General features: G+C 41.9%; 13 protein-coding genes and 6 tRNA genes. 10 read left to right on the top strand and 9 right to left on the bottom strand.

Going from position 1 to position 14,423, the window contains the following annotated elements; all coding sequences use genetic code 11:
• Positions 1-23: 23 nt before the first annotated feature.
• The 7 genes from C9J38_RS16105 to orn all read right to left on the bottom strand — a co-directional run bounded on the left by C9J38_RS16105 (position 24) and on the right by orn (position 1,381).
• Positions 24-99: transfer RNA gene (locus C9J38_RS16105), tRNA-Gly, on the bottom strand.
• Positions 100-120: 21 nt separating this feature from the next.
• Positions 121-197: transfer RNA gene (locus tag C9J38_RS16100), tRNA-Met, on the bottom strand.
• Between the two features lie 70 nt (positions 198-267).
• Positions 268-343 (bottom strand) — tRNA-Gly (locus C9J38_RS16095).
• 21 nt (positions 344-364) lie between these two features.
• A tRNA-Met gene (locus C9J38_RS16090) sits at positions 365-441 on the bottom strand.
• Positions 442-530: 89 nt separating this feature from the next.
• Positions 531-606, bottom strand: a tRNA-Gly gene (locus C9J38_RS16085).
• Positions 607-628: 22 nt separating this feature from the next.
• A tRNA-Met gene (locus C9J38_RS16080) sits at positions 629-705 on the bottom strand.
• A gap of 130 nt (positions 706-835) precedes the next feature.
• Positions 836-1,381 (bottom strand): oligoribonuclease, encoded by a 546-nt coding sequence (orn, locus tag C9J38_RS16075; protein WP_107207996.1) that lies wholly within the window; start codon positions 1,379-1,381, stop codon positions 836-838.
• A 72-nt stretch (positions 1,382-1,453) separates the two neighbouring features.
• On the opposite strand from orn, the gene rsgA reads away from it, so the two are divergent.
• The 3 genes from rsgA to C9J38_RS16060 all read left to right on the top strand — a co-directional run bounded on the left by rsgA (position 1,454) and on the right by C9J38_RS16060 (position 4,593).
• On the top strand, positions 1,454-2,506 hold the full coding sequence (rsgA, locus tag C9J38_RS16070) for a small ribosomal subunit biogenesis GTPase RsgA (RefSeq protein ID WP_107207995.1): 1,053 nt from the start codon (positions 1,454-1,456) through the stop codon (positions 2,504-2,506).
• A 198-nt stretch (positions 2,507-2,704) separates the two neighbouring features.
• Positions 2,705-3,577 (top strand): archaetidylserine decarboxylase, encoded by an 873-nt coding sequence (gene asd, locus C9J38_RS16065; protein ID WP_107207994.1) that lies wholly within the window; start codon positions 2,705-2,707, stop codon positions 3,575-3,577.
• 299 nt (positions 3,578-3,876) lie between these two features.
• Positions 3,877-4,593, top strand: a complete 717-nt coding sequence (locus C9J38_RS16060) for a carbonic anhydrase (protein WP_107207993.1) — start codon at positions 3,877-3,879, stop codon at positions 4,591-4,593.
• Between the two features lie 279 nt (positions 4,594-4,872).
• Here the strand turns inward: C9J38_RS16060 and epmA are convergent, their stop codons facing one another.
• Positions 4,873-5,841, bottom strand: coding sequence for an elongation factor P--(R)-beta-lysine ligase (epmA, locus tag C9J38_RS16055; protein WP_107207992.1), 969 nt, complete (start codon positions 5,839-5,841; stop codon positions 4,873-4,875).
• Positions 5,842-6,370: 529 nt separating this feature from the next.
• On the opposite strand from epmA, the gene frdA reads away from it, so the two are divergent.
• Genes frdA through frdD form a run of 4 tightly spaced genes read left to right on the top strand, consistent with a single transcriptional unit; the run spans position 6,371 to position 9,693 of the window.
• The gene (gene frdA / locus C9J38_RS16050) at positions 6,371-8,194 is read left to right on the top strand and encodes a fumarate reductase (quinol) flavoprotein subunit (protein ID WP_107207991.1); all 1,824 of its coding nucleotides are present in this window, start codon (positions 6,371-6,373) and stop codon (positions 8,192-8,194) included.
• On the top strand, positions 8,194-8,934 hold the full coding sequence (locus C9J38_RS16045; protein WP_107207990.1) for a succinate dehydrogenase/fumarate reductase iron-sulfur subunit: 741 nt from the start codon (positions 8,194-8,196) through the stop codon (positions 8,932-8,934). Before frdA ends, C9J38_RS16045 begins: the two co-directional genes overlap by 1 nt.
• A 2-nt stretch (positions 8,935-8,936) precedes the next feature.
• Positions 8,937-9,320 carry a fumarate reductase subunit FrdC gene (frdC, locus tag C9J38_RS16040; RefSeq protein ID WP_107207989.1) on the top strand — a complete coding sequence of 128 codons (384 nt, stop codon included), beginning with the start codon at positions 8,937-8,939 and terminating at the stop codon, positions 9,318-9,320.
• A gap of 10 nt (positions 9,321-9,330) precedes the next feature.
• Positions 9,331-9,693, top strand: coding sequence for a fumarate reductase subunit FrdD (frdD, locus tag C9J38_RS16035; protein ID WP_107207988.1), 363 nt, complete (start codon positions 9,331-9,333; stop codon positions 9,691-9,693).
• A gap of 176 nt (positions 9,694-9,869) precedes the next feature.
• Here frdD and efp read toward each other — a convergent pair whose 3' ends face one another.
• Positions 9,870-10,436 (bottom strand): elongation factor P, encoded by a 567-nt coding sequence (gene efp, locus C9J38_RS16030; protein WP_008986072.1) that lies wholly within the window; start codon positions 10,434-10,436, stop codon positions 9,870-9,872.
• A 33-nt stretch (positions 10,437-10,469) separates the two neighbouring features.
• Between efp and epmB the strand changes: the two genes are divergently transcribed.
• The 3 genes from epmB (at position 10,470) to C9J38_RS16015 (ending at position 13,726) form a co-directional block, all read left to right on the top strand.
• On the top strand, positions 10,470-11,492 hold the full coding sequence (gene epmB, locus C9J38_RS16025; RefSeq protein ID WP_107207987.1) for an EF-P beta-lysylation protein EpmB: 1,023 nt from the start codon (positions 10,470-10,472) through the stop codon (positions 11,490-11,492).
• A 438-nt stretch (positions 11,493-11,930) separates the two neighbouring features.
• The gene (rimK, locus tag C9J38_RS16020) at positions 11,931-12,833 is read left to right on the top strand and encodes a 30S ribosomal protein S6--L-glutamate ligase (RefSeq protein ID WP_045137470.1); all 903 of its coding nucleotides are present in this window, start codon (positions 11,931-11,933) and stop codon (positions 12,831-12,833) included.
• 434 nt (positions 12,834-13,267) lie between these two features.
• Positions 13,268-13,726: a molecular chaperone GroEL gene (locus C9J38_RS16015; protein ID WP_107207986.1), complete on the top strand. Its 459-nt coding sequence runs from the start codon at positions 13,268-13,270 to the stop codon at positions 13,724-13,726.
• Positions 13,727-14,423: the final 697 nt, after the last annotated feature.

The following is a 14,423-nucleotide window of genomic DNA, read 5'->3' as shown; positions in this document are numbered from 1 at the left end:
CGCCGTAGCCATGAATATCAATTTGGAGCGACACACGAGGTTCGAACTCGTGACCTCAACCTTGGCAAGGTTGCGCTCTACCAGCTGAGCTAGTGTCGCATCACATCTCTTAAAAGAGATTGGTTGCGGGGGCCGGATTTGAACCAACGACCTTCGGGTTATGAGCCCGACGAGCTACCAAGCTGCTCCACCCCGCGTCCGATTTTGCACCTATTTTAAGTTGGGTGACAACTATTTTATTCACCGCCGTAGCCATGAATATCAATTTGGAGCGACACACGAGGTTCGAACTCGTGACCTCAACCTTGGCAAGGTTGCGCTCTACCAGCTGAGCTAGTGTCGCATCACATCTCTTAAAAGAGATTGGTTGCGGGGGCTGGATTTGAACCAACGACCTTCGGGTTATGAGCCCGACGAGCTACCAAGCTGCTCCACCCCGCGTCCGATTTTTCACCTGTTTTAAGTTGGGTGACAACTATTTTTATCCATCGCCGTAGCCATGAATATCACTTCTCTACCAAGTAAAAAAGTGGAGCGACACACGAGGTTCGAACTCGTGACCTCAACCTTGGCAAGGTTGCGCTCTACCAGCTGAGCTAGTGTCGCATCACATCTCTTTAAAAGAGATTGGTTGCGGGGGCCGGATTTGAACCAACGACCTTCGGGTTATGAGCCCGACGAGCTACCAAGCTGCTCCACCCCGCGTCCGATTTTTATCGAAAGGAAACAAACACGTTATCTCCTTTCGAGGCTGCGCATTATACGACTAAAATTGACTGATGCAAGACTTCTGCAGAAAAAAACGAATAAAGTTTTTCAAGTGCCGATTTAACCATCAAATTGTAAATATATTCTCTCGATAGTAGCGTAATTCATCAATTGAGTCGCGAATATCATCAAGTGCTAAGTGACTACCTTTTTTATTAAGCCCATCTAATAATTCAGGTTTCCATCGGCGCGTTAATTCTTTTAGGGTACTGACATCTAAATAACGGTAATGGAAGTACTGCTCAAGCTCAGGCATATGCTTGTATAAGAAACGACGATCCTGACCAATACTGTTACCACAAATAGGTGAAGATCCTTTAGGAACCCACTGCTCTAAAAATGCAATTGTTTGTGCCACCGCTTGTTGCTCTGTCACGGTACTTTTACGAATACGCTCAACTAAACCACTATTTGTATGCGTATTTGTGCACCAATCATCCATTTTATCCAACTCAGCTTCAGGCTGATGGATCGCAAGTACAGGGCCTTCCGCTAAAATATTGAGTTGAGGATCAGTAACAATTGTCGCTATTTCAATGATTTTATGGGTTTCTGGATCTAATCCTGTCATTTCAAGATCGATCCAAATGAGATTCTTGTCGCTGATTGTCATTCGATATTGCCTATTTTGTGACTAAACCATGTATGATAATACCGAAAGCTAACCAAATTGAATGATATTCTTGTGGCAAAAAAGAAAAAGCTAACTAAAGGTCAGAGCCGACGCGTCCGCTCAAACCAAAATAAACGCCTAACTCGCGAGAAAAATGACGTCCAATGGGATGAGTCATTATTAGAAAATGCGCGAGAAGGGCTGGTGATCACTCGTTTCGGCCAACATGCTGATGTTGAAGATCCCGAAACAGGCATAATTCATCGCTGTAACTTACGTCGCAGCATTCAAAGTCTCGTCTCTGGCGATCGTGTTGTTTGGCGCCCAGGGGTTGAAGCCTTACAAGGTATTGCTGGCGTGGTGGAAGCGGTGCATGAGCGCCAATCAATGCTGACTCGTCCTGATTATTATGATGGCGTAAAAGCAGTCGCAGCCAACGTTGACCGTATTGTTATCGTCTCAGCTATTTTACCAGAGCTATCGCTTAACATAATCGACCGTTATATTATTGCCGCAGAAACTATCGGCATTAAGCCGCTTATTGTCGTAAATAAAGTCGATTTATTGAGTGCAGACGAGCGTAAAAATGTTGAACAAAAACTCGCACAATACGAGAAGATTGGTTATCACGTTCGCCTTGTCAGTACCGATACAGGCGAAGGCTTAGATGGCTTAAAGCAAGACTTAAAAGATCATACCAGTATTTTTGCTGGCCAATCGGGTGTGGGCAAATCAAGTATGGTTAATGCCTTAATGCCTGAAGTTGAAGCTGATATCGGTGATGTTTCAAGTAACTCAGGGTTAGGCCAACATACCACGACAGCAGCACGTTTATATCACTTTGAAGAAGGTGGTGATCTGATTGATTCACCAGGAGTGCGTGAGTTTGGCTTATGGCACTTAGAATCAGAGCAAGTAACAGAAGCTTTCGTTGAATTTCGTGATTACCTTGGCGGGTGTAAATTCCGCGATTGTAAACATAAAAACGATCCGGGCTGTATTTTGCGTGAAGCCGTTGAAAAAGGTGAAATTAGCCAAGACCGTTTCAATAGCTACCATAAGATCATTGAAAGCATGTCGGAAAATGTTGCTAACCGCCAATTTTCTCGCAACAAGCCTGACTGATCCCCTCCCTAAGAGAGTACCTATACTCTCTTAGGGATGCTCTTCATTTTTGGACTCGACTCTCAAACTCTTAGCCACCCATGCAGATAACCTGACTTTCCTCTAAGAGTTAGGTATCATTGCCTGTTCGGGTTGTTCTTTGTCTCTGACATAAGCAGCTAGATTATTGATTAAGTGGTATTTTTCGGAAGATTAATTGTGCTAGATAAGATAAAAATCGGCCTGCAATATTGTACGCCAAAGCATGCGCTAACACGTTTAGTGGGCAAACTGGCTTCATTAGAAGGCGGCAAAGTCACCACAGCGATTATTCGTTGGTTCATCAAACAATACAATGTTGATATGGCAGAAGCACGTAATCCCGATCCTACGGCTTACCCAACGTTTAACGCTTTCTTTGTTCGTGAACTAAAAGATGGTGCGCGTCCAATTAATGAAGATACACGTATCATTAGCCACCCAGCAGATGCTTGCGTTAGCCAACTCGGTCCAATCAAAGAGGGCCGTTTATTCCAAGCTAAGGGTCACTACTTTGATGCTTGTGAACTATTAGGTGGCGATAAAAATCTTGCCGATGAATTTATGGGTGGTGATTTCGCAACGCTATACTTGTCACCAAGTGATTACCACCGTGTTCACATGCCATGCGATGGTGTGCTGCGCCAAATGATTTATGTACCCGGCGATCTTTTCTCTGTGAACCCATTAACTGCAGAAAATGTCCCTAATCTATTTGCACGTAACGAGCGTGTTGTGTGTATCTTTGATACCGAGTTTGGTCCATTAGCACAAATACTGGTTGGTGCTACGATTGTGGGCAGTATTGAAACCACGTGGGCAGGAACAGTAACACCGCCAACAGGCCCAGAAGTACGTCGTTGGGATTACCCCGCAACAGGTACTGCAGCAATTAGCCTGAAAAAAGGTGAAGAAATGGGCCGCTTTAAGCTCGGCTCTACGGTGATCAACTTATTCCCTAAAGATGCGGTACGTTTTGTAGAGCAAATGAAACCACTGCAAACAACACGTATGGGTCAGCCTTACGCAGAGAAAATCACCCAAGATCTGTAATAATAGATAATAGAAAAAGGGCTATATTAGCCCTTTTTCTTATCCACAATACGGTAAACACTGGGCTTTAGTTGACGACGTCATGCAATCACCGAACAACAATTGCACTAAAGAACATGACATTTCCTCCACTCTTACTACCGTAAGCTCTTAACTAAGATAATCTTATTTTCCTTTCTTTCGTATTCGACTTAACATCATACCTATCTAGAATAAATGCCGTTATGTCAGCCCATAACCTGACAACACCAACGCGCTACTTTCTCACTATATAAATGCGATATAACAAAGGTTTTCACATGATAAAAAAAGCATCTTTAGTTCTTCTTTCCCTACTTGCTGGGGTATCTCTAACAGCGCAAGCCGCTGACTGGGGCTATGGCAAGAGCAACGAACACTGGGCTGAAAGCTACCCAATGTGTGGATTAGGCAAAAATCAAAGCCCAATTAACATCACTTCTGCGTTGCAAACAAACCTTGCCCCGCTGCGAATTGAGTACGACGGAAAAATCACCGAGATCACCAATAATGGACATACAGTAGAAGCACTCGTGAGTGGCGATAATAAGCTGATTGTGGATGGCGATACGTATACCTTGAAGCAAATTCATTTCCATACGCCATCTGAAAACTTAATCAACGGTAAGCAATACCCGTTAGAAGCGCACTTTGTGAATGTAGATGATAAAGGCAACATTGCCGTTATCGCAGTGATGTTTGAAAACGGCTTACGTGAGAACAATGCTCTTAGCTCTTTACTAAAAGATATCCCAACTAAAGGTAATACCATCGATTTCACCGATGATCTGAGCCCGAATAATCTTCTTCCTCGCGAGCGAGAGTACTATCAATTCAATGGCTCACTAACGACACCACCATGTACTGAAGGTGTTCGCTGGTTTGTTTTAGAAACACCACAATACAGCTCAAAAGATCAAACCGAGAAACTGCATCAAATCATGGGCAATAACAACCGACCAGTACAACCCATTAACGCGCGAATTATCGTTGAATAACCACGTAATGAGAACCACTTGCATTTAAGGTGTGAATTCTCTATATTAAATCATCAAAGATAAGACGCCTTGAAATCCTACTTGCGGACTATCTAAATGAATTTAAGCTGTATTTAGGTAAATTTGTGGTCGCCCTGATACCGTCCTCTGTTGATGTTTATCTGCACCTTGGAGGTATCGGTTAAATTTATCTTACGTAATAAAAAAGCACGGTAATAATGATAATTACCGTGCTTTTTTACGTTGATAACAAACGTAACGTCTCAACAATGTTGTCGGTTATGCTCGTCCAATAGGAAAGGCTGTCACTTTTTCAATGTGATCAAGTCCTAATGCCAACATGATCAACCGGTCGATACCTAAGGCGACACCCGCACAGTCAGGGAAACCAGCACGTAGCGCGTTAACCAAATTCATATCAATCGGTTGAGGCTTTAATCCCATCTCTAAACGCTTTTGATTATCTTGCTCAAAACGTTGTAATTGCTCATCACCATTCGCTAACTCATGAAAGCCATTCGCCAGTTCAATACCTTTAAAATACACCTCAAAGCGCTCTGCCACACGAGGATCAGCTGGGTTAATTTGCGCCAATGCCGCTTGCGAGGCAGGAAAGTCATAAACAAAAGCTGGTACATGCTGACCAATTTTACCTTCAACGCCAATGCTAAATAGCAACTGTAATAAGGTATCGCGATCGTCTTCAGGTTCAGCGATATCAGACAGCCCAAGATTTGCAGCCGCCGCTTTAAGTTCCGTCATTGTGCCAGTTAAAGGACACACGCCAAGCTGGTTAATAAACGCCTGTTGGTAGGTCATCTTCTCAGCGGCACCACAACCTAAAACTAACTGCAGTAAGTCATTCATTTCATCCATGAGCAAATGATGATCAAAGTTAGGACGGTACCACTCTAACATGGTGAATTCGGGGTTATGGTAACGACCCGATTCTTCATTACGAAAAGATTTGCAAATCTGATAAATCGCCCCACTTCCCGAGGAAAGTAATCGTTTCATATGAAATTCAGGGCTAGTCATTAAAAATAACATTTGCCCATCAGCATACCCAGGCCCTACAAATTCGGTTTGAAAAGTATGTAGGTGTACATCCGTCACCGTTGCTTGGCTCATGGCTGGAGTATCGACCTCCATCACCTCACGAGCGGCGAAAAACTGACGAATAACCGCTAACAGATGAGCGCGTTTTTTGAGTTGCTCAATAGACGCAGTAGGTTGCCAAGTAGACATAAACTTTCTTCTTTAATGAAATTGATTAATGCTCACATTTTATCAGAGCTCAGCAATAAACGTCGCAGATTCCCACAAGAGATCACAACAAAGTCTCTATGACTGATAAAGATATGAATAAATTATGAAAAAATAGCTTCTCTTTTTTTCTCTGATGAAAACTTAATATTTAATCACCAGCTTACAACACCCACATCCCCGCAACTAAAGCATCACTTTATTTGTCTTTCTTATCATCAAGTTAAAAAGCACCCCCAATAAAAACAAAATAACCGCCACACATCAATTAACATTTAATAAACATAAAAACCAATAAATACAAAGAGATAACAATTTAAAAACATGATCGATTGTGACAAATATCACAGGTTTTGTAATCTTCTTACATTTTTTGACCATTTCGGTAAAAACCTGCGTCTAAATCAATTTATCTAATCACAGGGTTTCATAGAATGCGCTCAGGATTTCAAGGATAGATGCGCCACGCGCATCTTTTCAATTTTTACCGTCTTACCTTCGGAGGATAGCTGTGAAGACTATTACCACAGATATCGCTGTAATCGGCGCAGGTGGTGCAGGCCTACGTTCTGCCATCGCTGCTGCAGAAGCTAACCCAGAACTAGAAATTGCACTGATCTCAAAAGTGTATCCAATGCGTTCGCACACTGTTGCGGCTGAAGGTGGCTCTGCTGCCGTGATCAAGGACGAAGATAGCTTAGATAATCACTTCAACGATACCGTTGGCGGTGGTGACTGGCTATGTGAACAGGACGTTGTGGAATATTTCGTTGAGAACGCCACTCGCGAAATGATCCAGATGGAACAGTGGGGGTGCCCATGGAGCCGTAAAGAAAACGGTGAAGTAAACGTTCGTCGTTTTGGTGGTATGAAAGTAGAACGTACATGGTTTGCTGCAGATAAGACTGGCTTCCACATGCTGCACACCTTATTCCAAACCTCGATTAAGTATTCTCAAATCAAACGTTTTGATGAATATTTTGTGGTTGATCTTTTAGTTGAAGATGGTGAAGTACAAGGTCTAATTGCAATCCACATGTCTGAAGGCGAATTGATTTGTATTAAAGCAAAGTCAGTGATCCTTGCAACGGGTGGCGCAGGTCGTGTTTACCACTGTAATACTAACGGTGGCATTGTAACTGGCGATGGTATGGCAATGGCGTACCGTCACGGTATTCCACTACGTGATATGGAATTCGTACAATATCACCCAACAGGTCTTCCTGGCACAGGGATCCTGATGACCGAGGGCTGTCGTGGTGAAGGCGGTATCATTGTAAATAAAAACGGTTACCGTTACTTGCAAGACTACGGCATGGGCCCTGAAACACCTGTCGGCCAACCAAAGAACAAATACATGGAATTAGGCCCTCGTGACAAAGTGTCACAGGCTTTCTGGCATGAACAACAAAAGGGTAACACCATCAAGCACCCACTTGGTGATGTGGTACACCTAGATCTACGCCACCTTGGTGAAGAATACTTACATGAACGTCTACCGTTTATCTGTGAATTAGCAAAAGCCTACGTCAACGTTGATCCAGCGAAAGAGCCGATCCCAATTCGCCCTACTGTTCACTACACCATGGGTGGTATTGAAACAAATGGCGAATGTGAAACTCGCATTAAAGGTTTATTTGCTGTGGGTGAGTGTGCATCTGTCGGTCTTCACGGCGCCAACCGTTTAGGTTCTAACTCATTAGCAGAGTTCGTGGTATTTGGTCGTGTTGCTGGTGAGCACGCGGTTAAACGTGCCGAGGAATTCAAAGGTTGGAATGACGCATCGATCAATGCACAAATTGATGCTGTTCAAGCACGTATTGACGCCCTAATGGCACAAGAAGGTGATGAGAACTGGGCAGAGATCCGTACTGAAATGGGTCATACCATGGAAGCGGGTTGTGGTATCTATCGCCAAGAAGATTTAATGCAGGCAACGATTGATAAGCTAGCGGAGCTAAAAGAGCGTTACAAGCGCATCTCCATTCAAGATAAAGGCAAAGTCTTTAATACCGATCTGCTATACGCAATTGAAATTGGTTACGGCCTAGAAGTGGCTGAAGCGATGGCACACTCAGCAATAAATCGTAGAGAGTCTCGTGGTGCACACCAACGCTTAGATGACGGTTGTACTGAACGTGATGATGTGAACTACCTAAAACACACGTTAGCGTTTTACAACAATGGCGCAGCACCAATTATCGATTACAGCCATGTAACGATCACCAAATCTCAACCTAAAGCACGTCTATATGGTGCTGCCGCTGACGAAGCTGCAGCAAAAGACTCTGCTGAAAAACTAGCAGCCACAGAGCAACAAGAGGAAAAGGCATAATGTCAGCGACTCGCATTCAATCAGTTGAAATTCTGCGTTATGACCCAGCAAAAGACGCAGAACCGTACCTAGAACAATTCGAAGTACCGTTCAATGAAACCATGTCTGTTCTTGATGCGCTTGGTTACATTAAAGACCACCTAGATAAGGATTTATCCTACCGTTGGTCTTGTCGTATGGCTATCTGTGGCTCTTGCGGCATGATGGTAAATGGCGTGCCAAAGCTTGCTTGTAAGAGCTTTTTACGTGACTACCCTAACGGTGTAAAAATTGAGCCATTAGCAAATTTTGCGATTGAAAAAGATTTAATTGTCGATATGACGCCATTTATTGAGCGTCTTGAAGCGATTAAGCCATACATTATTGGTAACGATCGCACACCTGAAGATGGTACAAACCTACAAACACCAGAGCAAATGGCGAAATACAAGCAATTTGCAGGCTGTATTAACTGTGGTCTGTGCTACGCCGCGTGTCCTCAGTTTGGTTTAAACCCTGAATTTATTGGCCCTGCAGCATTGACTCTGGCTCATCGCTACAACCTTGATAGCCGTGACAATGGTAAAGATGAACGTATGGCGCTTATCAATGGTGAAAACGGTGCTTGGGGTTGTACATTCGTAGGTTACTGTTCTGAAGTCTGTCCTAAGAGTGTTGATCCAGCTGCGGCTGTTAACCAAGGCAAAGTCGAATCTTCTAAAGATTTCGTTATTGCAATGATCAAACCAATGGAGGCATAAGGATGAGCAACCGTAAACCTTACGTTCGTGAAATGAAGCGTACTTGGTGGAAAGACAGCGCTTTCTATCGCTTCTACATGATCCGCGAAGCAACAGTACTACCTTTGATCTTTTTTACTATCTGCTTAACATTCGGTTTAGGTAGCCTAGTTAAAGGTCCTGAAGCATGGCAAGGCTGGTTAGATTTCATGGCTAACCCTATTGTGATTATTTTAAATATTCTTGCCCTAGCAGGTAGCCTATTCCACGCATTCACCTACTTCAATATGATGCCGCAAGTTGTGCCTATTCGTATTAAAGGCAAATTGCTTGATAAGAAAATTATCATTCTTGCTCAGTGGGCTGTTGTTGCTGTTATTACCTTGTTTGTTCTTGCGATAGTTTAAGGAGTCCGTCGTGGTTAATTTACATCCTAAACGTTCTGACGAGCCAGTATGGTGGAGTCTGTTCGGTGCTGGCGGTACTTGGTTTGCAATGATCACACCGGTTACGATTTTAGTACTCGGTATTCTTGTTCCTCTTGGCATTATTAGCCCAGAAGCAATGACTTACGATCGCGCAGCAGATTTCGCAACCAGCTTTATTGGTGCCCTGTTTGTTATCGCAACTCTGTCGCTACCAATGTGGCATGCGATGCACCGTTTGCACCACGGTATGCATGATTTAAAAATCCATGCAGGTGTGGTCGGTAAGATCGCTTGTTACGCATTTGCGTTTTTGATCACCGCCCTATCCATCATTTTTGTATTCATGATTTAAACTGTATACAAAAACACAAAAAGCACCGCAAGCGGTGCTTTTTTATTATCTAAATTTTATGATAGCAACCGTTTCTAATTTACCTTTTTCCATCAATATCAAAAAATAGAAACAAAAAAGGCCGCTTACGCGACCTTTTCATCGTTAATAATATAACGACCTTATAAACCGATTAATTACTTAACACGGCTTACGTATTCACCAGAGCGAGTATCAACTTTGATCACTTCGCCGATAGCGATAAATAGAGGTACACGAACAACAGCACCCGTACTTAGTGTTGCAGGCTTACCGCCAGTACCTTGTGTATCACCTTTAAGACCAGGATCTGTCTCAGTCACTTCTAGCTCAACGAAGTTTGGTGGAGTAACAGCAATTGGGTTACCGTTCCAAAGTGTTAGCGTACAAGTGTTGTTTTCAACTAGCCACTTAGCATTCTCACCAACCGCTTTAACGTCAGCAGCAATTTGCTCAAACGTTTCGTTGTTCATGAAGTGGTAGAATTCACCATCGTTGTATAGGTAATCAAGATCAGTATCGATTACGTCCGCAGCTTCAACTGATTCACCTGATTTAAAAGTCTTCTCTAAAACTTTACCAGAAATAAGTTTACGGATTCGTACGCGGTTGAACGCTTGACCTTTACCAGGCTTAACAAATTCGTTTTCGATAATGACACATGGTTCATTATCTAGCATAATTTTCATTCCGCCGCGGAATTCATTGGTGCTGAAAGACGCCATTCTAATCCTCTTAACATCTTCGAGTTGTATTTAATGTCGCATATCATACCCCTAAACGTGCCATCTGTTGAGCAAAACTGGCTTAATGATCTATCGAATGCGATATCTGATCCCTTTCAGTTACTCAAATTGCTCAAAATTGATCCCACACCATGGGAAAATGGCCTCGCCGCAAGGAAGCTGTTTGCGCTACGTGTTCCATTGAGCTTTGTTGATAAAATGGAAATCGGCAACCCACATGACCCACTTTTACGTCAAATTTTACCCTTAGAGCAAGAATTCGAAGTTCACCAAGGTTACTCTGTCGATCCCCTAGAAGAGCAGCAGAACGATATTCCAGGGTTACTGCATAAATACCACAATCGTGTATTGCTGATAGTCAAAGGTGGCTGTGCGGTCAACTGCCGTTATTGTTTCCGTCGTCATTTTCCATATAGCGACAATAAAGGTAACAAGCATCAATGGCAGCAGAGCCTGGCGTACATCGCCGCCCATCCTGAAATCAATGAAGTGATTTTATCCGGTGGCGACCCGTTAATGGCTAAAGATCATGAGCTCCAATGGCTTGTTGAGCATATTTCAGCAATACCTCATATCAAGCGCCTACGTATCCACAGCAGGCTACCAGTGGTGATCCCTAACCGTATTACCGATAGCTTGTGTCAAATACTGGCAGAGACGCGTTTACAAACGATTTTGGTGACTCATATTAATCATGCCAACGAAATCGATGATGCGCTAAAAACAGCAATGCAGAAGCTAAAACAAGCCAATGTCACCTTACTTAACCAAGGCGTACTGCTAAAAGGCATTAATGACTCGGTAAAGACATTAACAGACCTTAGCGAAGCATTATTTGATGCAGGCATTCAGCCTTATTACCTCCACGTTTTAGACCGCGTGCAAGGCGCTGCGCATTATATGGTAGATGATGAAACGGCTCGTCAATTAATGGCCGGATTAATCACCCAAGTCTCAGGGTATCTCGTCCCTAAACTCACCAGAGAAGTCGGTGGACGAGCAAGTAAAACGCCGCTGGACTTACTGCTTGAATAGGCCATAAACCCAACAGCAACACGAAAAAGACGATTAAATCGTCTTTTTTTTACACCAAAAACAAAATAAACACCTTTTCGAGATAATTACACCAAAAAGGTGACCACTCCATGACAGCCACTTAAAGTAACATGATAAACCAATCATAACATATTGATTATTAAAAACTAAAATAACACGTACAGCTTTTCCAGTAAAATAATGACTAAGCATAGGTAATATGATGTTCTTTTTACTTACATCAAAAAGAACATCATGTTACTTTTACTTATTCGATAAATAAATTTATCCAACACAATCAAAAAAAATCATCTTTACGGCTATCGATTTTTTATTGTTTTAAGCGCATAGTCGCGACTCATACAGCGGCATATATTTAACAAGTTCGCCAAACTTAACGCTGCTGACTATCACCTCTTATTTGTCGCGAGTAACGCAATGAAAATTGGCATTTTGTCGCAAAACGCTAACCTATACTCCACCCGTCGCCTTGTTGAAGCTTGTGAGCAACGAGGACATGAAGCTGTGATTATTAATGCACTGCGTTGTTATATGAACATCAACTCTGTGCAGCCTTCAATTCACTTTGAGGGCAATGATTTAACAGGTTTTGATGCCATTATTCCGCGTATTGGCTCAGACATTACCTTTTATGGCTGCTCTGTATTACGTCAGTTTGAAATGATGGGTGTCTTCCCTGTCAATCAATCCATTGCTATTTCCCGTTCACGCGACAAACTACGTTCATTACAGTTATTAAGCCGCAAAGGTGTTGGTATGCCTGTTACCGGCTTTGCGAGTAAACCAGATGACGTACCTGATTTAATCAAAATGGTCGGTGGTGCACCTTTGGTTATTAAGTTATTAGAAGGTACTCAAGGGATTGGCGTAGTATTAGCTGAAACTCAAAAAGCAGCAGAGAGTGTGATTGAGGCTTTTATGGGCTTAAAAGCCAATATTATGGTTCAGGAATATATTAAAGAAGCCGGTGGCGCCGACATCCGTTGTTTTGTTATTGGCGATAAAGTCATTGCTTCAATGAAGCGCCAAGCAGCTGAAGGTGAGTTCCGCTCAAACCTACACCGTGGTGGGAGTGCATCACTGATCCGTATTACACCAGAAGAGCGTAAAACGGCGATTGCAGCAGCGAAAGCAATGGGATTAAGCGTGGCTGGTGTAGATTTACTGCGTTCTAACCGTGGTCCATTAATCATGGAAGTCAACTCATCACCAGGCCTTGAAGGCATTGAAGCCGCAACAGGTAAAGATATTGCTGGTATGATCATCGAATATATTGAAAAAAATGCCAACAAGAGCAAAAGATTTCAATTAAATCAATAGCTTGAACTCGCCGTTGTTATATTTCATAACAACGGCAACTATGAACTAAAATAAAGATCAGCTTTTCACTTAAAATACAGCAAAAAGCAGAACAAAAACACCCGCAAGTAAAAACCTCAGAATCCCAGTCTAACCTATTGATTGTAAATAAATTAATCCTGTACAGCTTTTTAAGCTTTTTCCTCAGCAAACTAAAGCTTTTATACCGCTAAGTTCTTTATGCCTTATTTATTATCAATATAGTTAGTAAGTAACAGCTTACTTTTTCACTGAAAAAAGCAAAGTTTGGAACAATATATCATCACATTCCTATAAATGTGATCGTTAAAACATCCACTAATCACTGATGAGATTAACACTATCAGACAGTTCAAAATTACGTTAACGTAGTACGTTATATAATGATGATGATATTACAAATCAAAGGATTAACGATGACAGACTTTACCTATAACGTTGCTATGATTGAAGATGAAAAGCCTTTTGACATGGGACAGGTAAATACTAAAGATGTACCAGAAGAAGCCCTAGAGACTTATACAGAGATGCTTTCTCAGCTATTACAACAAGAAGATCCAAGTAAGCATTACGCAGGCTTTGGCTTTGAAGGGGCTGAAAAGTTAGCGTTTAGCGCTTTACCTATCACTGAACACGATCAAATTGGCGCAGGTATGGTTTACAACCCAGACGATAATGGTGAGAACTTAGTACTGGTTGGTCGTGTATTCTTCAGCATAAAAGATCGTACCGTTTCTTTTAACATGGAAACTAACGCCGATGATGTATTAGTTCAAGGTGATATCGATTTACGTGGTTTCATCCAGTCCTTCATTGTTTGCTTTATGGCTGCGTGGGTCTCATTAAATCTGGATAACCTACCTAGCGAGAGCTAATAGATTCCCTTTTTGATATTCACTACGCCTCTGTCAATACAGGGGCGTTTTTATAACTAAATACCATCGTTTCCAGCCCTATCAGACATCAAAATCACCTCCCCGAACTAATCCGTACAGCTAAACACAAAAATTACAGCTTTTTCGCGCTCAAATTCAGCTGCATTTATAGAGCCTTTTGATTTTAACGTAAGTAATTGAAATAAAACAACAAAAATAACGTACAGCTTTTAAGGCTTTTTTCTAGGTGAGCGATAGTTCATGGTGGTCAATATACTGGGGAATCAGATTTATCGACCACGTCAAAGTCGATAATTTAATTAAGTATTATTAAAGGAATATTGTCGTACACATTTTTAACCTTATTTCACAAAAAACATGTTTTAATATATTTATGATATTTAAGTAACTTAATTAAGTTAAAACACAATAAATATATGAAAGCAATTACTTAAATAAAACATGCAAATAGAAACCTTTATACATTTATGGTCTAAGTTGTAGTTATTTATATCTTTTAGTAAAAATGCTGTACGCCATTTTTACTAATTACACGCTTGATTATAACAATCACGCCTTATTTTTATCTGAGTCTATTAGAGAGAACAACAGGACAAGGTGAACACCTTTACGCAACCAGAACAGCAAATAGGTGTACACTTTCAATAGTATAAGCTAACACATCGCAATGCTAACA

Origin of the sequence: Photobacterium sp. GB-210, from assembly GCF_003026075.1 — a bacterium.
Lineage (GTDB): Bacteria > Pseudomonadota > Gammaproteobacteria > Enterobacterales > Vibrionaceae > Photobacterium.
The sequence above is the reverse complement of the archived record's forward strand: the minus strand, read 5'-3'. Positions and strand labels throughout refer to the sequence as shown.